At 67.4% G+C, this 23247-nt stretch carries 23 protein-coding genes; 7 read left to right on the top strand and 16 right to left on the bottom strand.

What is annotated here, in order from left to right:
* Positions 1-52 precede the first annotated feature (52 nt).
* Both L2Y94_RS19930 and L2Y94_RS19925 read left to right on the top strand, forming a co-directional pair.
* On the top strand, positions 53-607 hold the full coding sequence (locus tag L2Y94_RS19930) for a DNA-3-methyladenine glycosylase I (RefSeq protein WP_247371490.1): 555 nt from the start codon (positions 53-55) through the stop codon (positions 605-607).
* A gap of 47 nt (positions 608-654) precedes the next feature.
* On the top strand, positions 655-1539 hold the full coding sequence (locus tag L2Y94_RS19925; protein WP_247371488.1) for a DUF72 domain-containing protein: 885 nt from the start codon (positions 655-657) through the stop codon (positions 1537-1539).
* Between the two features lie 64 nt (positions 1540-1603).
* Here L2Y94_RS19925 and bioC read toward each other — a convergent pair whose 3' ends face one another.
* The 5 genes from bioC to bioB are packed head-to-tail and all read right to left on the bottom strand — an operon-like array spanning position 1604 to position 6236.
* Entirely contained in the window at positions 1604-2494 is an 891-nt protein-coding gene (gene bioC, locus L2Y94_RS19920) for a malonyl-ACP O-methyltransferase BioC (RefSeq protein ID WP_247371485.1), read from the bottom strand.
* Positions 2491-3261, bottom strand: coding sequence for a pimeloyl-ACP methyl ester esterase BioH (gene bioH / locus L2Y94_RS19915; protein ID WP_247371483.1), 771 nt, complete (start codon positions 3259-3261; stop codon positions 2491-2493). The genes bioC and bioH overlap by 4 nt, the downstream gene beginning before the upstream one ends.
* Positions 3258-4001, bottom strand: a complete 744-nt coding sequence (locus L2Y94_RS19910) for a sulfurtransferase (protein WP_345780008.1) — start codon at positions 3999-4001, stop codon at positions 3258-3260. The genes bioH and L2Y94_RS19910 overlap by 4 nt, the downstream gene beginning before the upstream one ends.
* Positions 4002-4023: 22 nt before the next feature.
* Positions 4024-5235, bottom strand: a complete 1212-nt coding sequence (locus L2Y94_RS19905; protein ID WP_247371480.1) for an aminotransferase class I/II-fold pyridoxal phosphate-dependent enzyme — start codon at positions 5233-5235, stop codon at positions 4024-4026.
* Complete coding sequence (gene bioB / locus L2Y94_RS19900; protein ID WP_247371477.1) at positions 5232-6236, bottom strand: biotin synthase BioB; 1005 nt, start codon at positions 6234-6236, stop codon at positions 5232-5234. Before bioB ends, L2Y94_RS19905 begins: the two co-directional genes overlap by 4 nt.
* A 135-nt stretch (positions 6237-6371) precedes the next feature.
* On the opposite strand from bioB, the gene L2Y94_RS19895 reads away from it, so the two are divergent.
* Together L2Y94_RS19895 and L2Y94_RS19890 are read left to right on the top strand one after the other, a co-directional pair.
* Positions 6372-6578, top strand: a complete 207-nt coding sequence (locus tag L2Y94_RS19895) for a hypothetical protein (protein ID WP_144916619.1) — start codon at positions 6372-6374, stop codon at positions 6576-6578.
* A gap of 15 nt (positions 6579-6593) precedes the next feature.
* Positions 6594-7295, top strand: coding sequence for a ComF family protein (locus L2Y94_RS19890; RefSeq protein WP_247371475.1), 702 nt, complete (start codon positions 6594-6596; stop codon positions 7293-7295).
* Between the two features lie 48 nt (positions 7296-7343).
* On the opposite strand, the gene L2Y94_RS19885 is transcribed toward L2Y94_RS19890, so the two are convergent.
* The 4 genes from L2Y94_RS19885 to ubiA form a co-directional block, all read right to left on the bottom strand.
* Entirely contained in the window at positions 7344-8828 is a 1485-nt protein-coding gene (locus L2Y94_RS19885) for a CehA/McbA family metallohydrolase (protein WP_247371473.1), read from the bottom strand.
* Entirely contained in the window at positions 8828-9787 is a 960-nt protein-coding gene (locus L2Y94_RS19880; RefSeq protein ID WP_247371471.1) for a TonB-dependent receptor domain-containing protein, read from the bottom strand. Before L2Y94_RS19880 ends, L2Y94_RS19885 begins: the two co-directional genes overlap by 1 nt.
* A complete protein-coding gene (locus tag L2Y94_RS19875) occupies positions 9784-11319 on the bottom strand; it encodes a TonB-dependent receptor plug domain-containing protein (protein ID WP_247371469.1) in 1536 nt (511 codons plus the stop codon). Before L2Y94_RS19875 ends, L2Y94_RS19880 begins: the two co-directional genes overlap by 4 nt.
* Before the next feature lie 202 nt (positions 11320-11521).
* Complete coding sequence (ubiA, locus tag L2Y94_RS19870) at positions 11522-12529, bottom strand: 4-hydroxybenzoate octaprenyltransferase (protein WP_247371467.1); 1008 nt, start codon at positions 12527-12529, stop codon at positions 11522-11524.
* A gap of 109 nt (positions 12530-12638) precedes the next feature.
* On the opposite strand from ubiA, the gene L2Y94_RS19865 reads away from it, so the two are divergent.
* Positions 12639-14834 (top strand): glycosyltransferase family protein, encoded by a 2196-nt coding sequence (locus L2Y94_RS19865; RefSeq protein ID WP_247371464.1) that lies wholly within the window; start codon positions 12639-12641, stop codon positions 14832-14834.
* 28 nt (positions 14835-14862) lie between these two features.
* On the opposite strand, the gene L2Y94_RS19860 is transcribed toward L2Y94_RS19865, so the two are convergent.
* The 7 genes from L2Y94_RS19860 to L2Y94_RS19830 all read right to left on the bottom strand — a co-directional run bounded on the left by L2Y94_RS19860 (position 14863) and on the right by L2Y94_RS19830 (position 21958).
* Positions 14863-15024 carry a hypothetical protein gene (locus L2Y94_RS19860; RefSeq protein WP_216158233.1) on the bottom strand — a complete coding sequence of 54 codons (162 nt, stop codon included), beginning with the start codon at positions 15022-15024 and terminating at the stop codon, positions 14863-14865.
* An 80-nt stretch (positions 15025-15104) separates the two neighbouring features.
* Entirely contained in the window at positions 15105-16592 is a 1488-nt protein-coding gene (locus L2Y94_RS19855; protein ID WP_247371462.1) for a mannitol dehydrogenase family protein, read from the bottom strand.
* A 10-nt stretch (positions 16593-16602) separates the two neighbouring features.
* Positions 16603-17676 (bottom strand): ABC transporter ATP-binding protein, encoded by a 1074-nt coding sequence (locus L2Y94_RS19850; RefSeq protein ID WP_247371459.1) that lies wholly within the window; start codon positions 17674-17676, stop codon positions 16603-16605.
* A gap of 9 nt (positions 17677-17685) precedes the next feature.
* Entirely contained in the window at positions 17686-18516 is an 831-nt protein-coding gene (locus L2Y94_RS19845) for a carbohydrate ABC transporter permease (RefSeq protein ID WP_247371457.1), read from the bottom strand.
* A 13-nt stretch (positions 18517-18529) separates the two neighbouring features.
* Positions 18530-19405: a carbohydrate ABC transporter permease gene (locus L2Y94_RS19840; RefSeq protein ID WP_247371455.1), complete on the bottom strand. Its 876-nt coding sequence runs from the start codon at positions 19403-19405 to the stop codon at positions 18530-18532.
* Entirely contained in the window at positions 19402-20772 is a 1371-nt protein-coding gene (locus L2Y94_RS19835; protein WP_247371453.1) for an ABC transporter substrate-binding protein, read from the bottom strand. The genes L2Y94_RS19840 and L2Y94_RS19835 overlap by 4 nt, the downstream gene beginning before the upstream one ends.
* A gap of 259 nt (positions 20773-21031) precedes the next feature.
* Positions 21032-21958 (bottom strand): AraC family transcriptional regulator, encoded by a 927-nt coding sequence (locus L2Y94_RS19830; protein ID WP_247371450.1) that lies wholly within the window; start codon positions 21956-21958, stop codon positions 21032-21034.
* A 47-nt stretch (positions 21959-22005) separates the two neighbouring features.
* On the opposite strand from L2Y94_RS19830, the gene L2Y94_RS19825 reads away from it, so the two are divergent.
* A complete protein-coding gene (locus L2Y94_RS19825) occupies positions 22006-22605 on the top strand; it encodes a short chain dehydrogenase (RefSeq protein WP_247371447.1) in 600 nt (199 codons plus the stop codon).
* Positions 22606-22734: 129 nt separating this feature from the next.
* On the top strand, positions 22735-23247 hold the full coding sequence (locus tag L2Y94_RS19820; RefSeq protein WP_247371444.1) for a DoxX family protein: 513 nt from the start codon (positions 22735-22737) through the stop codon (positions 23245-23247).

Here is a 23247-nt window from a genome sequence, read left to right as displayed (position 1 = left end):
AAACGCGTCGATATTCTCGTTCGCTCCGAGGAAAGGACGAGGGGCGCCGCCGATGCGCTGCGAATGGGCCGATACGACCGACGCGGAACGCGTTTACCACGACACCGAATGGGGCGTGCCCACGCACGACGACCGCAGGCTGTTCGAACTTCTCGTCCTGCGAGGCGCGCAAGCCGGCCTGGCCTGGCGTACCGTCCTGGCCAAGCGTGCCGCCTATCGGCGCGTGTTCCTCGATTACGATATCGCCGCCGTCGCGGCGCTCGACGACGAGGCCATGGCGCGCATCGCGACGGATCGCCGCATCATCCGTCATCGGCTCAAGCTGGCGTCCGTGCGCAACAACGCCCGGGCCGCGCTGCGTCTCGTCGACGCCGAGGGATCCCTGGCCGCGTTCCTCTGGTCGTTCGTCGACGGCCGGACCGTGGTCAACCGGGTCCGCCACGTCGACGAGATGCCTTCCAGGAGCATCCGCTCCGATCGCATGAGCGAAGCGCTGCGCAAGCGTGGATTCCAGTTCGCCGGCACGGCCATCTGCTACGCCCTGATGCAATCGTCGGGCATGATCGACGATCACCTGGACGGCTGCTTCCGTCGTGAACGCGATTGACGAAAGCGTTCACCGCAAGTGCACGGCTCGCGCGATGCCATGGTGCCATGGCTACCGTTCGCATCGGCATTTCCGGCTGGCGTTACGCGCCGTGGCGCGGCGTCTTCTATCCTGAGGATCTCGTGCAGCGCGACGAGCTGGCATTCGCCTCGCGCCGGTTCCGGACCATCGAGATCAACGGATCGTTCTACTCGTTGCAGAGCCCGGACAGTTACCGCCGCTGGTATGACGATACGCCCCGAGGTTTCGTTTTCGCGGTAAAGGGACCTCGATTCATCACCCACGTGAAGCGGTTGCGCGACGTTGAGGCGCCGCTCGCGAATTTCTTCGCGTCCGGCGTATTGGCGCTGAGGGAAAAGCTGGGGCCGATCCTGTGGCAGTTCCCGCCGAACTTCCGCTTCGACGCGGACCTCATGGATGCGTTTTTCGCGCAATTGCCGCGTACCACGAGGGATGCCGCGGCACTGGGACGTCGCCACGACGCGAAACTGAAGAAACGCGCGTGGCTGGCGGTGGATCGGTCGCGACGGTTGCGCCATGCGGTGGAGATCCGTCACGAGAGCTTCGTCGATCCCGCCTTCATCGACCTGCTGCGCAAGCATGGCATCGGACTCGTGGTGGCCGATGCGGCGGGCAAGTTCCCCCGGTATTTCGACGTGACGGCGGGATTCGTCTACGTGCGTCTTCACGGCGACATCCAGCTGTACGCCAGCGGTTATGGGGAGAAAGCGTTGAAGGAGTGGGCGCGGCGGGTGCGTGCGTGGGCGCGCGGCGCGCAGCCCGCCGGTGATCCACGCATCTCGCGCAAGGCGCCGCCGAAGCGGGCGGCGCGGGATGTTTACGTGTATTTCGACAACGATGCGAAGGTGAAGGCGCCGGGGGATGCCGGGGCGTTGGAGAAGCTCGTGGCGACGCGTCGCGCTTCGGGATGACCGAGGTCCTGGGCTCCTGCGTGCGAAGGGACCCGGAGCCCCGGTTCACGGCGAGCGATGCCGCTCAACCGAACGGCGTCTTCCGCCGCGATCCACGCAACTTGTCGATCGGGAAGCTGGCGACCTCGCCGCTCCCCTCCCGGCGCGACTGCCCTTCCGGCGCTCCCCACGCGTAAGCCGTCACGACTTCCCACGTGGAAGGGATCGTCCCGTCGCTACGCATCGCCTCGTACGCCTCGATCATCCGCCGGTAATGCTGCTTGCCGGTCAGCCCGCGCGAACGATCGGCATCGGCGTTGTTGGCTCCCAGGCCGCGCAACTCGTCGAGCAAGGCGCGTGGCGTCGGATAGGTGAGCGTATAGCGTTCGGCGAACAGCACCGGATCGCGCAGGCCCTGGGCCAGCATGGCATCGCCTACGTCGTGCATGTCGAGGAAACGTGCCACGTGCGCGTGCTCGTCGGCCGCCGCCCACGCGCTGCGCAGTTCGGTCAGCGTATCGGGGCCGAACGTGGAGAACGTCAGCAGGCCGCCGGGCTTGAGCACGCGTGCGCACTCGGCAAACAGGCGCGGCAGGTCTTCGCACCACTGGAAGCAGAGGTTGGAAAAGAGGATGTCGACGCTGCGGTCGTGCACCGGCAGCGTGTACGCATCGGCGGCCACGCGCGAGAACGGCTTGAGCCAGCCCGCGTTGTGCTTCGCCTGGCGAAGCATCGGCAGGGCGAGGTCCATGGCGATGACCTGCGCCTTGGGATAGCGCTTCTTCAGCGCCGCGCTGCCACGCCCGGTGCCGGCACCCACGTCGAGCACCACCTCGGGCACCGGCGTGTAGACCTCGAGACGGTCGATCAACGTCGATTGCACCTCGCGCTGGAGCGCGTCGTGCTTTTCGTAGGTGCCCGCGGCGCGGCCGAAGTTGCGGCGGACCTGGCGGCGGTCGAAATGGAAATCGCTCATGCGTGGGTTTCAGTGAAGGACGTGATGACGCGCGCGAGGTCGTCGGCGTGTCCGATGAAGGGCGCGTGCCCGGCGTTGATTTCCTCGAAACGACCGTCGGCGGCCTGCGCCGACCAGCGCATGGCCTCGGGGTGCACGATGCGGTCGCGGCGTCCGGCGATCCACAGGTTGGGCTGGCGCAGTTCGCCCAGGCGGGAACGCAGGTCGGTCGCCTCGAGCAGGCGCAGGCCTTCCATGAGTACCCGCGGATCGGGTTCGCCGCGCGCGTAGGCTTCGTCCTTGAGCTTGCGCGTTTCGGTCTTGGGATCGGCGCTGCCCAGCGCTTCGAGGGCGATGAAGCGGTCGACGGTGGCCTTGTAGTCGGCGTCGAGATCGGCGGCGAGCTTTTGCACCATGGCGACGTCGTTGCCCTGCGGCCAATCGTCCGCGCGCACGAAGCGCGGGGTGGAACAGACGGGCACGAGGGCACGTACGTGATCCCCCAGTTCGAGCGCGGCCACCAGTGCCACCAGGCCGCCCATCGACCATCCCAGCCACGCGGCGGGCGGCACGTCGTCGGCGATGGCCCGGGCGCAGGCGGCCGGATCGAGCGGAACGTTCGAGTCGCGCGAGTGGCCGTGGCCGGGCAGGTCGACCACGTACATGTCGAACCGTGCGTCGAGGGCCTCGGCCAGCGGCGCGAGGATGCCGCCGTGCATGGCCCAGCCGTGGAGCATCACCAGCGGAATGTCGCCCCGGCCGCGCCGCTCGATGTACAGCCCGCTCATGGCGCGGTGCTCGGCGCGAGCGAGGGATCCACCGCACCGCGTCCGTCGAACACGAAGCAGTCGCCGCGCCAATGCGCGCCGCCGACGTCCTCGAAATACTTCAGGATGCCGCCCTCCAATTGGAAGACGTGTTCGATGCCGATCTTGCGCATGTGGATGGCCGCCTTCTCGCAGCGGATGCCGCCGGTGCAGAACGACACCACCGTCTTGCCGTCGAATCGCGCGCGGTCGGCGGCGACGGCATCGGGGAATCCGGTGAAGCTCGACAGGCCGTAGTCGACGGTGTTCTCGAAGGTGCCGGCGGCCACTTCGTAATCGTTGCGCGTATCGAGCAGCACCACCTCGCGGCCCTCGTCGTCGCGGCCGGTATCGAGCCAGCGGCGAAGATCGCGGGGCAGCACGTGCGGCGCACGACCCGCCTCGGGGCGGATCGCGGGCGCGTGCATGGTGATGATTTCCTTCTTCAGGCGTACGCGCATGCGACCGAAGGGCACCTCGTCGGACCAGCTCTCCTTCGGCTCGATGTCGGCAAAGCGGGCGTCCTTGCGCAACCACGCCATGAAGGCATCCACCGCCTCGCGCGGGCCGGCGAGGAACAGGTTGATGCCCTCGGGGGCGAGCAGGATGGTGCCCTTGAGCGCCAACGCCTCGCAGCGTGCCGCGATCGCTTCGCGCAGCACGGCGGGTTCGTCGAGGGCGACGAACTTGTAGGCGGAAATGTTGAGGATCGACATGGACATGCGTGGGGCCTGCGGCCGCCCATTATACGGCCGTGGCCTCGCGGGGCACCGGCAGCCGTTCCAGCGCCCCCAGCAGGGCGTCGATGCGGTCGGGCGTGTGGGACGCCGAGAGCGTGATGCGCAGGCGGGCGGAGCCGCGCGGCACGGTGGGCGGGCGGATCGCCACCACGAGGAATCCCGCGGCTTCCAGCTGCCTCGCGGCCTCGGTGGCGGCCTCGGCGGAGCCCATCACCAGTGGCTGGATCGCGGTGTCCGAGGGCATCAGCGCCAGGCCCAGTTGCACGGCCCCGGCGCGGAAGCGGATGACGTTGGCGCGCAGGCGCTCCCGCCGCCCCTCGCGGTCGGTGCGTACCAGATGCACGGCAGCGCGCGTGGCGGCCGCCAGCGCGGCGGGCATGGCGGTGGTGTAGACGTAGGAGCGGGCAAACTGCGTAACGGCCTCGATGAGGTCGGCGTCTCCCGCCACGAAGGCGCCGGCGCAGCCCAGGGCCTTGCCCAGCGTTCCCATGAGCACGGGCACCTCGCGCGGACCGAGGCCGGCCTCGGCGACCGAGCCGGCGCCCTGCGGGCCCAGTACCCCCAGGCCATGGGCATCGTCCACGTAGAGCAGTGCATCGCGCTCGCCGCAGGCCCGGGCCAGGGCGGCCAGGGGCGCCACGTCGCCGTCCATGCTGAACACGCCGTCGGTCGCCAGCAGCGCGGGCAGCTCGGGGCGGGCGTCGAGCTGGCGCGCCGCGGCCTCGGCATCGGCGTGGGGATAACGAAGCAGATCAGCGCCGGCGAGCATCGCGCCGTCGATCAGGCTGGCGTGGTTGAGGCGATCCTGCACGCAGAGCGCTTCCTGGCGGCCGTGCACGGTGGACCCGAGCAACGCCTGCAGCGTGCCGAGGTTGGCCATCACCCCGGTGGAGAAGAGCAGGGCGCGTTCGCGCCCGGTCCAGTCGGCGAGTTCTTCTTCCAGCGCGGCGTGTTCGCCACGGTGGCCGCTGACCAGGTGCGCGGCGCCGGTGCCTACGCCTTCGACGCTGGCCGAGCGGGTCAGCGCGGCGACGAGATCGCGGTGGCCGGCGATGCCCAGGTAATCGTTGCCACAGAAATCCGACAGGATGCGGCCTTCCACGACACGGCGCCCGCCGGGCAGCACGTCGCAGGTGCGCGTGCGGCGCAGCAGGCCTTCGTGTTGGCGAAGCGCGCGTGCGGCCTCCACGCGGGCGCGGAGACCGGGCCGGCTCATGCGACGGCGGGTTCGACGATATCCGCGTGCACGGTGCCGGGTTCGAATGCCACTTCCATCGGCTTCAGGCCGAGGCGCCCGAACAGGCGGCGGTCGTGCTCCACGTCGGGGTTGCCCGTGGTGAGCAGCTTTTCGCCGTAGAAGATCGAGTTGGCGCCCGCGGCGAAGCAGAGCGCCTGCAGGGCGTCGTCCATCGATTCCCGCCCCGCCGACAGCCGCACCACCGAGGCCGGCATGAGGATGCGGGCCACGGCGATGCTGCGCACGAATTCGAAGGGATCCAGCTCATCCGTGCCCGCCAGCGGCGTGCCGGCCACCTGCACGAGGCGGTTGATCGGCACCGATTCGGGATGTTCGGGCAGGTTGGCGAGGGTCTGCAGCAGGCCGGCGCGCTGCGCGCGCGACTCGCCCATGCCCACGATGCCGCCGCAGCAGGTCTTCATGCCCGCGGCGCGCACGTGTTCGAGCGTGTCCAGGCGGTCCTGCATGTCGCGGGTGTGGATGATCTCGCCGTAGTAATCCGGCGCCGTGTCGATGTTGTGGTTGTAGAAATCCAGGCCGGCGCTCTTGAGGGTCTCGGCCTGCGGGCCGGTGAGCATGCCCAGCGTGGCGCAGGTCTGCAGGCCCAGCGCCTTCACCGCGCCGACGATTTCGGCCACCTTGGCCACGTCGCGGTCTTTCGGCGAGCGCCAGGCGGCGCCCATGCAGAAGCGGCTGGCGCCCGCGTCCTTGGCAGCCTGTGCCTTGGCGAGCACGGCTTCCACGCTCATCAGCTTCTCGGCCTTCACGCCGGTGGCGTAGCGGGCCGCCTGCGGGCAGTAGGCGCAGTCCTCGGGACAACCGCCGGTCTTGATCGACAGCAGGGTGGATACCTGCACGGCGTTCGGATCGTGGTATTGCCGGTGGACGGTCTGCGCCTGGAACAGCAGGTCGTTGAAGGGAAGGGCGAAAAGGTGCTCGACCTCCTCGCGGGACCAGTCGTGGCGGATGGCTGCGGTCATGGGGGCTCCCGGGGCGAAGGCGCGAAGTGTCGGCAGGGGATGTGCTGTTGTCAACCTGAATGACGTTTCTGTGGTTTACATCGGGTGGGCCGCCGCCGCTCTACCATCGGGTTACCCACCGACGGAGGTATTCCCATGAGCGAGGGTCAGGGCAGCGGCGGCAACGTGCTTGCGGCGATCTGCAGCTTCTTCATCCCGGGCCTGGGCCAACTGGTGCAGGGCCGGGTCTTCAAGGCGCTCATCATGTTCGTTCTGGCGGCGGTACTGTGGGTGATCTGGCTGGGCTGGATCATCCACCTGTGGTCGATCGTCGACGCGGCGATGTTCCGTCGGCGCGACTGAGGCGCTTTCCGACGCATGGATGCGCGTGAATGGCTGGCGGCGGCGGGGCGTTTCGTCCTCCCGCCGCGTTGCATGGCCTGCGGCGACCGGGGCGTCGACGGCACCGAGTTGTGTGCCGGCTGCCTGGCGTCCCTCCCCCTGAACGGCATGCGCTGCCTGCGTTGTGCCCTGCCGCTGCCGCGCGAGACGGCCGTTTGCGGCCAGTGCCAGCGTAAACCGCCACCCTGGCACGCTATCTGGGTGCCTTTTCGTTACGCCCTGCCCCTGGATCGGCTGGAAAGCCGGTTCAAGTTCCACGGGCAACTCGCCGCCGGGCGGACGCTGTCGCAGTGCTGGTTGCGAGCGGATCCACCGGATGAGTTACCGCAAGCCATCGTGCCCGTGCCGCTGCATGTGTCGCGGTTGCGTGCGCGAGGATTCAACCAGGCCCTGGAACTGGTGAAGCCGCTGGCGCGGCGCTTCGGCGTTTCCCTGTGCTTCGACGCAGTCGAGCGCGTGCGAGCGACGGATGCGCAGAGCGAACTGGATGCCGTGGAGCGGGCGCGTAACGTGCGTGGCGCGTTCGCGGTGCGGCGGGTGCCGGACGTTCGACATGTCGCCGTGGTGGACGATGTGATGACGACCGGGGCGACGTTGGGTGCTTGTGCTCGCGCGCTACGAGACGCCGGGGTGGAACGGGTCGACGTATGGGCTTTAGCGCGGACGGGGCTGGGCTGACCGGCGCCTCTCGTCGGAGGGTGCGACAGCATGACATCGGCTCTTGATTCAGAAGCCCTGCCGGTTGACGTACACCGGATTCCCCAGCACGAGCAGATGCCCTTGCGCATCGCGCACGTCCACGCGCAGCCAGTGCGCCTTGCCATCGCCGGTCCAATCGAACGACTGCGAGCCACCGGCACCGATCACGTCCTTCCCGGGCGGTTCGACACGCCGTCCATCCACGGTCACCACCATTTTCTGGCCCGACAGCGCGACCGTGCGCACCTCCACGTGCACCGGCTCGCCGCGCGCGACGGCGAGCGCGTCGCCCATTTCCGCCTCCTGCGCTCCCGCCCGCGCCCGCACCTCGAGCATGCGCTCTCTCGTGCCCTCGATATCCACGAACACGTGCCCCGCGCGGATACCGTCGAGGATGCCTTCGATCGACAGCTCGCGCGCATGGACCACCGTGGTCGGCGTACCGACGCCGGGTTTGCTGCCGTCGTGGCTGTCGCTGCCGCCGATGGCGGTGATGCGCAGGCCGGCGTCGAGCTGTTTTTCCCAGAACGGGATGCCGCTGTCCTTGCGCCCGGTGTCGGTGCCGTTCACCGCCTCGATCGCCTGGAATCCCCGCATGTCCACCGGACTGGCCGGGGTGAAGCCGCAGCCCATGCAGGTTTCGTCGTTGGGCCGCATCGGATGATTGATCGAGATCACCCCATGGGCTTTCGCCACGGCGGCGAGCAGCGCGTTCCAGTCGGGTACGTCTTTCGTGCCCAGGCGGAAGTCGATCGGCGCGGACACGCCGAACAGGTTGGCATGCCCTTCGAACGTGGTGATCTCGCGGGCGGGGATCAGCAGCATCGTGTCGAAATAGGGCTGCATGGCGCGCATCTCCGACACCTGCGACATGGTGTTGTGTTCGGAGAGGGCGACGAAATCCAGGCCGCGCTTCGACGCGTTGTCGACGGTGAGGAACAAGGGGCAGGGCACCTTCTTCGTGCCCGACGCGTTGAGGCAGCCGCCGTCGCTGTGCACGCTGTGCATGTGCAGGTCGCCACGGTACCAGCGGTCACGCGTGTCGAGCGGTTGCTCGGTCAGCCCGCGCTCGGGGCCAAAGCCTTCGTCGTCGCGCGAGAACCACACCTTCGCGGTGTAGGTGGATTTCGACGACGGACGGATGTTGGGGATGCCCAGCTCCAGTCGCCAGCGGCCCGGTTCGATGGCACCCGGCAGGTAAGAAGGCGTGGCATCGGTGGCCGACACGGTGAAGCGGTGCTTGTTGCCGCCGCTCCACCCGCGAAAGCCGTCCTGCTCGACGAAGCCGCCCGGGCCGAGCAGGCCCAGGTCGATGGTGGTGCGTTCGTCGCGACCGGTGTAGTCCACGTCGATGGTGATCCGCGAGGTACCCTTGGGCACGTCGAAGGGTGCCTCGCGATACGTGTGATGGTCCTTGCCGGTCAGCTCGCCACGCAGCACGAGATCCGGTGCCCGCTCCGCCGCCGCGGTGGCGGCGAAGCAAGCGAGGGCGATAGCGGTCAGCGCGCGCATCAGAAACGGTACATCACGGCGGCGCGGTACGAGCGGCCCAGCAGCGGTCGCGCGATGAACGTGTTGGCGCCGGCATCGGCGCTGGCCAGCTCGCCGGCTCGCGGGTTGCCTTCGGTGAGGCCCAGCGAGTTGTTGATGTTGTCCGCATAGAGGTAGAACGACAGTTGCCGCGTGGCGTCGTAGCGGGCGCTGGCGCCCCACACGTGGTAGGAAGGCAGCACCACCGAGTTGGCCGTATCGACGTAGCGGCGGCCTTCGAACTCGTACGTCACCTGCAGGCGCAGGCGGTTGTCGAGCAGGTTCACGCCCGGCACGATGCGGTAGCTCACCTTGGGCACGCGGATGAGCTGGTCGTCCTCGTAGTCGCGCAGCACGGGGGCGTTGTTCACCAGTTCGGTGTAGCGCAGGCCCTTGTACTTCGGATCCTGGTAGGTCGCGTTGAATTGCACGTCGAACCACGACGTGGGGTAGATCGTGCCTTCCAGCTCGAGGCCGTAGGTCTTGGTGTCCGCGTAGCCGGTCTGTGCCGTCGAGGTGTTGCCGTTGCGGTCGAATACGTAGTTGCTGAAACCAACGTTGTCGTACTTGGTGTAGAACGCGGTCGCGTACAGGTCGAGATGGCGATCGCTGTATTTCCAGCCGGCCTCGGCCAGGTCCATGGTCTGCAATACCGGCGTGGCCGTGGGATTCGTGATGTACGTGCCCAGGCCGGGCAGCCGGAAGGCCGATGTCCATCGTGCGAATACGCCCTGGCGTGGCGAGAACTGCCAGTTCGCGCCCAGCGTCCAGCCGGTCTTGTCGAACGACTGGTCGTAGTGGGCGAACTGGCCGTTGCCCGTGAGCACCTGCGCGGCGGCCGGCGATCCGCCGATGTCGACGGTGGCCTTCCCCTCGGTGTATCCCTGCACGTTCACGTGCTCGTAGCGCAAGCCGCCGTCGATGCGAAGTTCGGGCGTCACCTGCCATTCGTCGGACAGATAGAACGCTTGGTATCCGACTTGCCGCTGGCGTTTTCCCACTCGTAGCCATAGCGGTAGTAACCGTGGTCCGTCAGCGAACCGAGTACCTTGCCGTTGGCATCCACGCCCACGAGGTCCAGCAGGCGGGCGTTGTCGCGCACGTCGAGCAGCACGGTCGACGAGTAACGGTCGAAGCGCTGGGTGAAGTTGGCGTGGTAGTAGCCCAGCGTCACGTCGTGGGTCTGGTCGCCGATCTCGAACTTGCGCAACAGGCGCGTATCGTTGTCGAACTCGTTCACCGGCGCCGTCACGCCACGGATGCCGCCGGTGACCACCAGCCCGTTGCCGTTCTGGTTGGCGACGTCGAACACCTGCGAGGGGTTGTCGACGTAGCGCAACTGCAGCGCGGTGGCGCCGGGGATGAGGCCGAGGCGCTTGGCGCTGTCCTGCGCGATGAGCGAGCTGCCGCTCTGCACGGCATTGGGGAATACGCCGTTGCGCTGCGAATCGGTGGCGCTGTAGCGGGCCGATTCGGCCAGCTTCCAGTCGTCGCCCAGGTCGTGGTCGAACTTGAACGAGACCTGCGTGCGCTTGACGTGCGTGCCGTCGGAGTTGTCGAAGTGATAGGTGCCGCCGCCGGCCTCGCGCATGTCGAGGTCGCGGGTTTCCGGACCGACCAGGGTGCCGTAGTTGCCGCTGAAGCCGGGCACGGCGCGGATGTCGCCACCCGGCGTGGTACGCATCGGGATGCCCAGATACAGCGCCACCTTGTCGTCCAGGTGCTTCACGTCGAAGCTGATGTCGCCGTGCTCCAGTTGCTTCGAGAGCGTGGCGCGGAGCTGGCCGCCGTCGTCCGCATGGAACTGCGGGCGGCGAATGCCGTCGTCCACGCGCCAGAAACCGCCGAACGACGCCTTCCAGCCGTTGCCGACCGGCGTGCCGTACCAGAAGTCGAGGCGGTTGAGCGAATAGTTGCCCACCGTGTACTTCACCAGGCCTTCGGCGGTATCGCCGACCGTGCGCGGAATGAAGTTGATGGCACCCGCCGGGGCGTTCGAATAGAAGATCGACGAAGGGCCGCCGCGTACCACCTCCACGCGCTCGATGGTTTCGTCCAGGCGGAACGCCTGGTCGGCATTGAGGTAACCCAGCGCCGGATCGTGCTGCACGGGGATGCCGTCTTCGAGCAGGGTGACCGAGCCGTAACCGTCCACCGGGATGCCGCGCGCGCGGATGTTGCCCGAGGCCTCGCCGCCGGAGGATTCCACCCAGAAGCCGGGCACCGACTTCACCGCTTCGGTGACGCTGGTCGGCGCCTGCATGCGCAGGCGATCTTCGTCGATCGTGGTGATGGAATAGCTGGTCTCCGCCTTGGTGCGGGTCTCGACGCCCGAACGCGCGGTCACCACCACGTCGTCGAGATCGGTGGCCTTTTTCGGGGGAGCGGCATCCTGGGCCTGGGCAGCGGCCGAAACGGCGAAAGCGCCGAAGAGTGCCCCGCGCAGGGCGCGGGCGAGCGGGGTGCTACGCATGTTGGGGGAAACTCCGGGGATGGGATGGGCGTACGCACCCACCCCGCGACCCGGCAGGGGTGGCCGGGTCCGCGGCCTCTCCCTGGGTGCGCGATTCCCGGCGACGTTAAACGTAAGTGATGACGGATTATTTCAGTCTTCGTTTCCGTCGGATGTCAATCGACCGAGATGTCTTTCGACTCGATGACGAAGGTGACCTGCGTCACAATGCCAGCGCCAGCACGATGCCCACCCAGATCGCGAGGCCTACCCAGTTGTTGTGGCGGAACGCGGCGAGGCAGGCGGGCCCCTGGCGTTCGCGGATCATCCATTGCTGGTAGGCGAACATGCCGGCGGCGGCGAGCAGGCCGATCCAGTAGGGCCAGCCGAGGTTCGAGCGGGTGCCGACCATCGCCATGGCGAGCAGGAAGGTACCCATGAGGATGCCGATGATGACGCGATCGGCATCGGCGAACAGGATGGCGGTGGACTTCGCGCCGGCGGCAATGTCTTCCTCGCGGTCGACCATCGCGTACATCGTGTCGTAGACCACCGACCAGACGATGTTGGCGATGAACAGCAGCCACGCCACCGGCGGTACGCTCTCGATGACGGCCGCGAACGCCATGGGGATCGACCAACCGAACGCCGCGCCCAGCACCACCTGCGGAAGATGGGTATAGCGCTTGGTGAAGGGGTAGGCCGCGGCCAGCGCGGCGCCACCGAACGACAGCAGGATGGTGAAGCGGTTGGTGAACAGCACCAGCACGAAGGAGAACGCGATCAGCCCGGCGAACGTCCACAGGGCTTCGCGTGGCGTGATGCGTCCGCTGGCGATGGGCCGGCCGCGCGTGCGCGCCACCTGGGGGTCGAGCTTGCGGTCGGCGTAGTCGTTGATGGCGCAGCCCGCCGCGCGCATGGAAAACACCCCGAGGGTGAAGATCACCAGGGGACCGATCGGCGGAAAATCCTTCGCCGCCAGCCACAAGGCCCACCACGTCGGCCACAGCAGCAGCAACGCGCCGATGGGGCGATCCATGCGGGTGAGCTGCAGGAAGGCGTAGACGCGGTCGCGCCGCGCGGCGGGCATGCCGCGCAACACGAAGGCGAGCACGCGCTCGGCGGACGTGGAAGCGTCGGCGGGGCGTGAGGTCGGCGCCGGTGTGGGGGTGTGGCGCGCGGAAGGCGCGGCCGTGCGTCGTGGCCGGGGTTTCTTGGAAGCGGGGCTCATGGGCGAAGTCTAGCCGCTCGGCGAAGGCCACCACAGGGTCTTCGGTCCGGATGCCTTAGACTTTCCGCTCCACCCGCCAACGCCGATGGCTGCTTTGATCACGGACACGATGTCTTTTCGCCGGCTGTTCCTCCTGCTGTGCCTCATCTGGCTGATCCTGGATTCCAGCCTGCTCTTCCGGGGACGGGTGTTGCCCTGGGATGCCATCAACGAGTTCTATCCCACCGTCTATTTCAACGCGCACGGTCTGCGTACGGGTGAGCTGCCCTGGTGGAATCCCTACATCTACGGCGGTTACGCCCAGATCGGCGATCCGCAGGGCATGCTTTTTTCGCCGCTCCTGATGGCTTGGATGCTCTTGCCCGCCGATCCCGGCGCCACATGGTTCAGCTGGGGCGTTCTCCTGCACATGCTCATGGGCGCGACAGCGATGCTCGCCGTGCTGCGCCGACATGGAACCAACGCATTCGGTTCGCTGGTGGGAGCCATCGTCTACATGGGTGGCGGTGTCGCGGCGTCGCGACTGGAACACGTTCCCATCGTCATCGCGTACGCATACGTGCCATTGGTTCTGCTGGCCTTGCGGCACTTCCTGGCGACACCGGGTGTCGCGCGCGCGTCGTTGTTGGGACTGGCGGCGGGCGCGATGGTGACCCAGCTCGTCCAGGTCACCTACCTGTTCGTCATCGTCATCGGTGCCTATGCATGCGTGGCGCTCGTCCGTCATTGGCCGGTCTACGACGCGTCCCGGCGTCGCGCGGTCGCCGGCGGGCTGGCGCTGGCGGTCGTGGCGGCTCTGGCGATCGGAGGCCCCCAACTGGTCTTCAGCTGGAGCGCGATGGTCATGTCCAATCGCAGCGAAATGGCCCTGTCGGACGCGGCGGGGTCGTCGCTCGATGCGCGTGCCTTCCTCCATCTGGTTCATCCCAACGCCTTCGGTGGATTGAGCGACTTCGAACACGCTTCGGTCGATCCGGTGCAGGCCTTCCTCTATATCGGCGCGATCCCGCTGCTCGCCCTCCTGGGCCTGGGACGCGCATGGCGTAGCGGTTACGCGCGGACGATCGTCTGTTTCGGCGCCCTCGCGGTCGCGGCGACGATCTACATGCTGGGCACGCATACGCCCATCTACGGCTGGCTCTATGGATGGATGCCGGGGCTCGTCCATTTTCGCCGGCCATCCGACGCGGCTTATGTGCTCGACGTCGCGCTGGCCTTTCTTGCCGGCATCGGCGCGAGCCGCATCGACCTTCGATCGCACCGTGAGTTGACCGTGCTGCTCGTGGTGGCGGCCGGATGGCTGGCGATCGCCGCCACCACGATGCTGCCCTCGCGCGCTACCACGTTCGTTGCGCCCGCCGTGGCGCTGGTTGCCCTGTGGCAGGTGCATCAACGTCACGACGCGTGGCGCGCCGTCGTATGGCTTCTCGTCGTCATCGTCGCGGATTACCGGATGTTCAATTTCAGCGGACGCTTCCTGACCTCCCCCAACGAGGCGAAGCGTTACCTGGACAGTCCCGAGGTCGCCTATCTGAAGCAGGCCCTGGGGACGAACGGTGCGTCGCCACCCGCCCGTATCGCGACCCGCGACGCGGGCGCCATCTGGGACGACGGCGGCATGCTCGCCGGGATCGCGTCGACGCAGGGTTACAATCCGCTTCGCTACGCACTCTACGAACGATGGTACCGGCCGAGGGAAAACACGCTCGTCAACGTGCCCGACTCGCCCTACAACGCACCACCTCTTGCCCGGCTCGACGATCTGCTGGGCGTGCGTTACCTCGTGCTCGGGAAGGGGCGGCCTGGCGCGCCATATGCGCCGCCCTCCCACTACCGGCTCGAAAAGTCGTTCGCCTACGTCGACCTCCTGCGCAACGATCGAGCCTATCCTCGTTTCCTCAACCCCCGGCGGGCGAACGTCCTCCGCGTCGAGGAGGCCCCCGGGGTAGCCGCCTTCGTCCATACCGATTTCGCGGAAACGTTATGGCTTACCCCTCGGGATGCCGATGATTTCGCATCGGCGGTAACCGATGCATCGTCCTGTCACGGCGCGGTCGCTCTCGACCCCGTGAGGAATACGCCTACTCGCCAGGAGCTGCACACGCGCGCGACGTCGGCGGGCTGGGTCGTGGCGGGCGAGCTGGACCATCCCGGCTGGCAGGCCCGGCTCGACGGAAAACCGTTGCCCATCCATCGCGCCAACGGCATGTTCCGCGCCGTTTGCGTGCCTGCGGGCGAGCATCGTTTGAGTTTCGTGTTCCGTCCCTGGGACATGGTGGCCTATGCCTGGCGGCACAGGGGATGAAGAAAGGGCGCCTCGCGGCGCCCTTCGTTCATTTCGGCTCCAACGGCTCCACCGGATCGTCGTCCACCGGCGGCTCCGGGTCGGCATCGCGCTCGGGACGGTAGCTGCCGGGCTGGCGGATCTCGTCCTCGGGGCGGTTCTTGCCCGGCTCGGCGAACGGGGGCTGCGGATTGGTCGGGGTATATGGCATGGACCGGCACTCCAGGTAGCGGACTTGCCATGCAAGCTAGGTCCGGCGGGGTGAAGCCACCGGGAATGCTTCGTAAAGCTTCAGTCGACGAGCGCATCCAGCCGTTCCAGCGTCGCGCGCACGCCGCGTTCCTCCATCGATGCCACGTACGTCTCGTATTGCCGACGGAAGCGCGTGTCCTTCGCGGGTAGCGGCCCCACCAGGTCCTCGCTTTCGATCAGCGCGTCCTTCGAGCCGCTGTCGATCAGTGCCTGCACCAGGTGCATCGCGTTGGGCTCGCGCAGAGGGTAGGCGGCACCGTCGTCGTCGTGGCCCACGCGCACGTAGCGGTCGAACGCGGCGAGCAGGAAGGCCAGGCGGCGCGCGTCCTTGCCGTTCTCCAGGCACGCGCGGAGGGTCGGGCCGAGGAAGCCGGGGATCTTCGAGCCGCCGTCGAGGCAGAGCCGGTCGAGCTGGTCGGCGATGGAGGCGTTGCCGAAACGCTCGAGCAGCTTCTTCTTGTAGGGATCGAGGTCCATGCCGGGGAGGGATGTCAGCCAGACGCCCGCGTCCTTGTCGAGGAAGTCGGTGAGGTAGCGCTGGAACAGCGGGTCCTTCACCGCCACGTCCACGCGACGGTGGCCCGCCAGGAAGGCGGGATAGGAAAGCATCTGGTGGGACCCGTTGAGCAGACGGATCTTCGCGTCCTCGTAAGGCGACACGTCGTCGACGATCTGAACGCCGTGGCGTTCCCACGCCGGGCGGCCGTGGCGGAAACGGTCTTCCAGCACCCACTGGATGAAGTCCTCGCAGATGACCGGCGCACGATCGTCCAGGCCGGTGGTGGCGTTGAGTTCGTCGCGCACCGCGGGCGTGGTCGCGGGGGTGATGCGATCGACCATCGCATTGGGGAAGTCGACTTCCGCCTCGATCCACGCGGCCAGTTCCTTCGAGCGCGCGGTGGCGAAGGCGAGCACCGCTTTGCGCGCCTGGGCGCCGTTGTGGCGAAGGTTGTCGCACGACATCACCGTGAACGGCGGCGTGCCGGCGGCGCGCCGCCGCTCCAGCGCGCCCACCATGAAACCGAAGACGCCCTTGGGGGCGTTGGGGTGGGCCAGGTCGTGGACGACGGTCTCGTCGTCGAGGCGAAAGCGGCCGTTCTCGTCGATGAGGTAGCCGCCTTCGGTGATCGTCAGCGAGACGATGCGGATGGCGGGATCGGCCAGGCGCTCCAGCACGGCCGCCGCGCCGGCGGTCGGCGCATGGAGGTAATCGACCATCGCACCGACGACATGCGTGCGGCGTTCGCCGTGCGGATCGTATTCGCTCACCGAGTACAACCCGTCCTGCGCGCCGAAGGCCTCGGCGAGCGGTCGGTCGTGGTCGAGCAGGTGGATGCCGAGGATGCCCCACGAGGCCATGTCGGCATCGGCGAGCGTGCGCTGGGTGTAGATCGCCAGGTGCGCCCGATGGAAGGCGCCCACGCCGATGTGCGCGATGCCGGCGGACACCTTGCCGCGGTCGAACGGCGGGGCTTCCACGCCGGCGGGAAGGCGGTCGAGGTGCGAAGGGGTGAGTGCGACGGACATGGGGAGGTCTTCAGGGATGGTGGATGGCGATGCCCGCGGCATCGAAAACGTGGGCGTGGGCCGGGTCGAGGCGGACGCACACGTCGCGGCCCGCGCGGCGCTCGAAATCGCCGTCGGCACGCACGGTGATCGTGCCCACCTTGGGTACGTCGACGTAGGCGTAGGTTTCGCTGCCGAGGCGCTCCACCACGGTAAGCCGGCCGCCGAGCGTCCGGCCGGCGGTGTCGTCGGTGTCGCAGACGCTCAAGTGCTCGGGGCGTATGCCGACCGTGACCTCGCCCTTGGCGTCCAGGCCGGCGGCTAACGGAAGCACGCTGTCGTCGGCCAGCCGCATGGCGCCGTCGATGACTTCGGCGGCGAGGAAATTCATCCTCGGCATGCCCAGGAAGCCGGCGACGAAACGGTTCACCGGACGCCGGTAAAGTTCCAGGGGTGAACCGACCTGCTCGATGCCGCCCTCGCTGAAGATCGCGATCCGGTCGGCCAGCGTCATCGCCTCGACCTGGTCGTGGGTCACGTAGACCATGGTGGCGTTGAGTTCCTGGTGCAGTCGCGCAAGCTCGAGGCGGGTCTGCGCGCGAAGCGCCGCGTCGAGGTTGGACAGCGGCTCGTCGAACAGGAACACGCGCGGTTCGCGGGTGATCGCCCGGCCGATCGCGACACGCTGCCGCTGGCCGCCCGACAATGCCGAGGGCTTGCGGTCGAGGTAGGGTTCCAGCGCGAGGATCTTCGCCGCCCTGGACACCTTCTCGTCGATGGTGCGCCGGTCGACGCCGGCGAGCTTCAGCGCGAACGACATGTTCTCGCGCACGCTCATGTGCGGGTACAGCGCGTAGCTCTGGAACACCATGGCCAGGTCGCGCTTGTCGACGGCACGGTGGGTGATGTCGTCGCCGTCGAGCAGGATCTGCCCGTCGTCGGCGTCTTCCAGCCCGGCGATCAGGCGGAGCGTCGTCGACTTGCCGCAGCCCGAGGGGCCGAGGAACACGCAGAATTCGCGGTCTTCCACCACCAGGTCGATGCCCTTGATGACGTCGACGCCTTCGAACGACTTGCGCAGCGAACGGATTTCCAGACGGGACATGCGTGACTCCTATTTGACCGCGCCGAAGGTGAGGCCGCGCACGAGCTGGCGTTGCGACGCCCAGCCGAGCACGAGGATGGGGGCGCAGGCCAGGGTGGAAACGGCGGACAGCTTGGCCCAGAACAGTCCCTCGGGACTGGAGAACGAGGCGATCAGGGCGGTGAGCGGCGCCGCGCTGGCGGTGGTGAGGTTGAGCGACCAGAACGCCTCGTTCCACGAAAGGATGAGGCAAAGCAACGCCGTCGAGGCGAGGCCGCCGCGGCTGACGGGGATCAGCACGCGGAACATCGTCTGCACGGTATTCGCGCCATCCATGCGCGCGGCTTCGAGGATGTCGTAGGGGATGTCGCGGAAATAGGTGTAGATCATCCAGACCATGATCGGCAGGTTGATCAGCGCGAAGATGACCACCAGCGCCGTCTTCGAGTCGAGCATGTTCAGATCGCGGCAGATGAGGTAGATCGGCACGAGCACGCCCACGCTCGGCAGCATCTTCGTGGAGAGCATCCACAGCAGCACGTCCTTGGTGCGGCGGGTGGGGTGATAGGCGAAGGCGTAGGCCGCGGGTACCGCCACCAGCATGCCCAGGATCGTCGCGCCGCCCGCGGTCACGATCGAGTTCCAGGCGTAATGCAGGTAGTTCGCGCGTGCGAGGATGTCGCGGTAATTCTCCAGCGTCGGCGTGAAGAGGAAATGCGGGGGCATGCTGAAGGCATCCAGCTCCTTCTTGAAACTGGTCAGCAGCATCCAGAGGATGGGAAAGAACATCGCCAGCGCCACCAGCCAGGAGGCGATGGCACGAACGGTGCGGGCGAGACGGCGATGGGGTCGGTGCGACATGGGTCCGTCTCCTTCAGCGTTCGGTAAGCGACTTGCCGATCAGGCGGATCAGGAAGATCGCCATCACGTTCGCCAGGACCACCGCGACCAGGCCGCCGGCGGAGGCCGCGCCCACGTCGAATTCGAGCAGCGCCTGCGTGTAGACCAGGAAGGGTACGTTGGTGGTGGCGTCGCCCGGGCCGCCGTTCGTGGTGACGTAGATCTCGGCGAACACGTTGAGCAGGAAGATCGCCTCCACCATCACCACCACGGCGATGGGACGCGCCAGGTGCGGCAGGGTGAGGTGGCGGAAGATCGCCATGCCGCGCGCGCCGTCCATGCGTGCCGCTTCCAGTTGCTCGCGGTCGAGCGACTGCAGCGCGGTGACGAAGATGAGGATGGCGAAGGGAAGCCATTCCCACGACACGACGACGATCACCGAGAGCAGGGGCCAGTCGGCGAACCAGTTCACCGGCGTGGCGCCGAAGAGTTTCCATAGCCAGGCGAGGAAGCCCGACACGGGATTCATCAACAGGTTCTTCCAGACCAGCGCCGCGACCGTGGGCATGATGAAGAACGGCGAGATCAGCAGCATGCGCACGATGCCCTGGCCGGGGAAGGTCTCGTCGACCAGCACCGAGATGAGCACGCCCCCGACCACGGTCACCGCCAGCACGCTGCCGACCAGCACCACCGTGTTGAGCACCGAGGTCCAGAAGCTCGGGTAGGTGAAGAAATAGGCGAAGTTCTCCAGCCCGACGAAGGCGGATTTCCCCGGGTAGAGCAGGTTGTAGTACTGCGTGGAGAAATACAGCGTCATCGCCAGCGGCACGATCATCCATACCAGCAGCATGACGATGGCCGGCTGGGCGAGCAGCCGCTCGGGGCGTTTGCGGACCGTCGCGTTCATGGCGTCGCCTCCTGCTTCTGGATGACCGGCTTGTTGTCGTAATAGCCCGCGCGCTTCATGGTGCGATCCACCGCGCCCTGCGCTACGTGCAGCAGCGTGTCGACGTTGCCGCGGCCGGCCAGCGCGCCGGCGATCTGGCGGCCCACCAGCGTGGCGACCGCCTGGAACTCGGGAATGGATACGATCTGGATGCCCTTGTACGGCACCGGCAGCAGCGTCGGATGCGCCGGGTCCACCGCCTTGAGCGAGTCGTAGGTGACCTTGGCGAACGGCGCGGCCACGAGGTAGTCGGGATTGGCGTAGGTCGATTCGCGCGTGCCCGGCGGCGTGGATTCGGCGCCGTAGCGTTCGGCCACCTTCCTCGCGTAGGGCCGCGACGTCGCCCACAGGATGAAATCGCGGGCGGCATCGGCCCGCCGCGAACTGGAGGGGATCGCCAGCGACCACACCCACAGCCACGACGAGCCCTTGTCGGTCACCTGGTGCGGTGAACGCGCGAAGCCGACCCGCCCGGCGACCTGGCTTTCCTTCGGGTTGGCCACCGTGCCGCCGCCGACGCTCGCGTCCACCCACATGGCGCAGCGGCCTGCCGCAAACAGCGCGAGGTTTTCGTTGAAGCCGTTATCCGAGGGACCGGGCGGACCGTAGTGCTTGAGCAGGTCGACGTAGAAGTTCACCGCCTGGTGCCAGGGCGGCGTGTCGATCTGCGGCTTCCAGTGTTCGTCGAACCAGCGCCCGCCCCAGCTGTTCACCATCGTGCCGAGCAGGGCCATGTTCTCGCCCCAGCCGGCCTTGCCGCGCAGGCAGATGCCGTAGACGCCATGCGCGGGATCGTGCAGCTTCTGCGCGAAGCCGCGGATCTGGTCCCACGTGGGCTGGTCGGGCATCGTGAGGTTGGCCCGGGCGAACAGGTCGGTGCGGTAATAGGTGATGCTGGCCTCCGCGTAGAACGGCACCGCGTAGAGGTGTCCGTCGACGGTGAGCTGTTCGCGCACGTTCTTGAGCAGGTCGTCGGCCTCGTAGTCCGCGGGCAGGTGGTCCAGGGGCTTGAGCCATCGCTGCGCGCCCCACAGGGGCGCCTCATAGGCGCCGATCGTGATCACGTCGAACTGGCCGCCATGCGTCGCGATGTCGGTAGTGAGGCGCTGGCGCAGCGTGTTTTCTTCCAGCACCACCCAATTCAGGTGCACGCCGGGATGGCTTTTTTCGTAGTCGCCGGAGAGCGCCTGCATGCGCACCATGTCCGCGTTGTTGACCGTGCCGATAGTCAGCGTCGTGTCCGCCCACGCGGTTTCCGTCGACATCGCCAGGGCGGCGCCGGCAAGCAGCGCGCCGAGCCGGCGATGGCGTTTGCGTCGATCGGTCATCGTGCCTCCCGTGAGACGGCGGAGTGCCGCGTCGTGGTTAGGCGTTATAGGTGTAATACATGGAGGTGCACCAATACGGCCGCCGTCGTTTTACGGTGAAAATACATACTTTCTTGCAGGCGGCGGCTCCCGGAGGGCCGCCCGCGGGCGGCAACCTGGCGTCGTTATGCTGCGAAGCAGCAAACGAGCGGTCGCGCAAAAGAGTACGTGTATGGACATGTGCAGGCCCCGGCGACCGGGTGCTTGCGGCACCGCCGCATCAGTCCTCGCGGTCGCGCCGACGATGACGCGTCCGATAGTCGCGTGGCGTCATACCCGTGAGGATGAGGAAGCGCCGGTTGAAGTTCGACAGGTTGCTGAAGCCGACCTCGTAACAGACGTCGGTGATGGCGACGTCGGACGACGTCAGCCGTTCGCAGGCGCGTTGCACACGGATCTGGTTGACGTAGTCGATGAAGCGGTAGCCGGTGTGTTGGTGGAAGAAGCGCGAGAAGGCGGTCTCGGACATGTCCAGCCGGGAGGCGACGGTTTTCAGCGACACGTCGCCGGCGTGGTGCCGCTCGATGTAGGTGACGGCCCGATGCAGCTTCATCGACTGCGTGCGATCCGCGGCGCCCTGGAAGGGTCGACTGCTCAAGAGTCGGCGCGTATCGTCCTCGGACAACGCATCGATCATCTCCAGGAAGCTGGCGACGCGCCGCAGCCCGGTGTGGCCGGCAACGCGCATGAAATAAGGCTCCAGCCGGCGACCCAGGTCGCGGGAAAAGACGATGCCGTGGCGGGCCTCTTCCAGCAGCAGGCGTTGCACATGACGCGCCGAGGGAAAGAGGGCCATGCAACGGTGGACGAAGGCCTCGGAGAACAGGATCACGCGGTCGCGCACGGCCACCGGCGCGCAGGCATCGTCGGTGACCCAGTTGTGCGGCACGTTGGGCCCGGTGAGCATCAGCGTGTGGGGCGCGAAGCGGCCGGTATGATCGCCCACGTAGGCGGTGCCTTCGGCGGCGACGATCAGGTGCAGTTCGTAGGCCGGGTGGTAGTGCCAGCGGATCAACCGGCTGCGCGAGCCGTGCTCGAGGTAATGCAGGGTGGGCTCATCGGACAGCCCGAACAGATCCTGTTCACCGCCCAGCGCCGAGGTATCGGCCATGGGGGGCGGCAGCGAGAGCGCGGCGCGACGGTTCATGCGACCGAGGGTACCCTTCCCGGCTGCGATCACCAAGGAGGTAGTTCATGAAAATTCTCATCGTCGGTGCGAATGGCACGCTGGGTCGTGCGGTGACGGCGGAACTCGAGTCGCGCCACGAGATCGTGCGTGCCGGTCGCTCGAGCGGCGACGTACGCGTCGATCTTCGCGACGCGGCGAGCGTGGAAGCGATGTTCGGTCAGGTCGGTGAACTGGACGCCGTGATCTGCGCGGCGGGCTCGGTACCCTTCAAGCCGCTGGCCGACTTCACCGAGGGGGATTACCTCGCGGGCCTGCACGACAAGCTGCTCGGCCAGGTGCGCCTGGTCACGTCGGGCACGCCGCGCATGCGGGACGGTGGCTCGTTCACCCTCATCACCGGCATCCTCGCCGAGCAGCCCATCGTGGCCGGCGCCTGCGCCAGCATGGTCAACGGCGCGGTGGAAGCGTTCGTGCGCGGCGCCGCCATCGAGCTGCCGCGTGGCCTGCGCATCAATGCGGTCAGCCCGAACGTGCTCGTCGAATCGATGGAAGGGTACGGGCCGTTCTTCCGCGGCTTCGAACCGGTGACGGCGGCGCGGGCGGCGCTGGCCTTTTCGCGCAGCGTGGAAGGGCGGCAGACGGGGCAGGTGTACACGGTCTGGTGAGCACCCTCGCTGGAACCCGGATCTCCGCCAGGCCGGTTCCCACGGCCTGGCGCACGATTCTCGCGAAGATGTAACCATGAGCGCGTGGCAAGCGAACCAAGATATGTCCCCTTGCCGCAGTCCGCCCCCATGCGCCTCATCGATCGCTGCCGTCATGTCTCCACCGCCCCCTTGCCCGTGCCCCAAAGCTGGTTCGCCGTGCCTCTGCGCCTGATCGTGGGCTTCGGCTTCATGCAGCACGGCTACGCCAAGCTTGCGCGCGGTCCGGAGCAGTTCATCGGCGTACTGCATGCGATGGGCATGCCCCATGCGGACTGGCTGGGCTGGGTCACGATCCTCATCGAACTGATCGGCGGCTTCATGGTGCTGATCGGCGCACTCCTGCCGCTGGTGAGCGTGCCGATGATCGTGGTCCTGGTGGTGGCCATCGTCAGCGTGCACCTGCCGAACGGCTTCAGTTCGATCAAGCTGCAGTCGTTCGATGCGGCGGGCGCCCACTTCGGGCAGCCGGGATACGAGACCGACCTGCTCTACCTTGCCGGGTTGCTGGCGCTGTGCTTCGGTGGCACGGGGCCGTGGTCGGTGGATGGGGCGATACGGCATGGCCCATCGCGGACAGGGTCCGCTCCCACCCTTCGGTAG

The organism is Luteibacter aegosomatis (genome assembly GCF_023078455.1).
In the GTDB taxonomy this organism is placed as follows: Bacteria; Pseudomonadota; Gammaproteobacteria; order Xanthomonadales; family Rhodanobacteraceae; genus Luteibacter; species Luteibacter aegosomatis.
The sequence above is the reverse complement of the archived record's forward strand: the minus strand, read 5'-3'. Positions and strand labels throughout refer to the sequence as shown.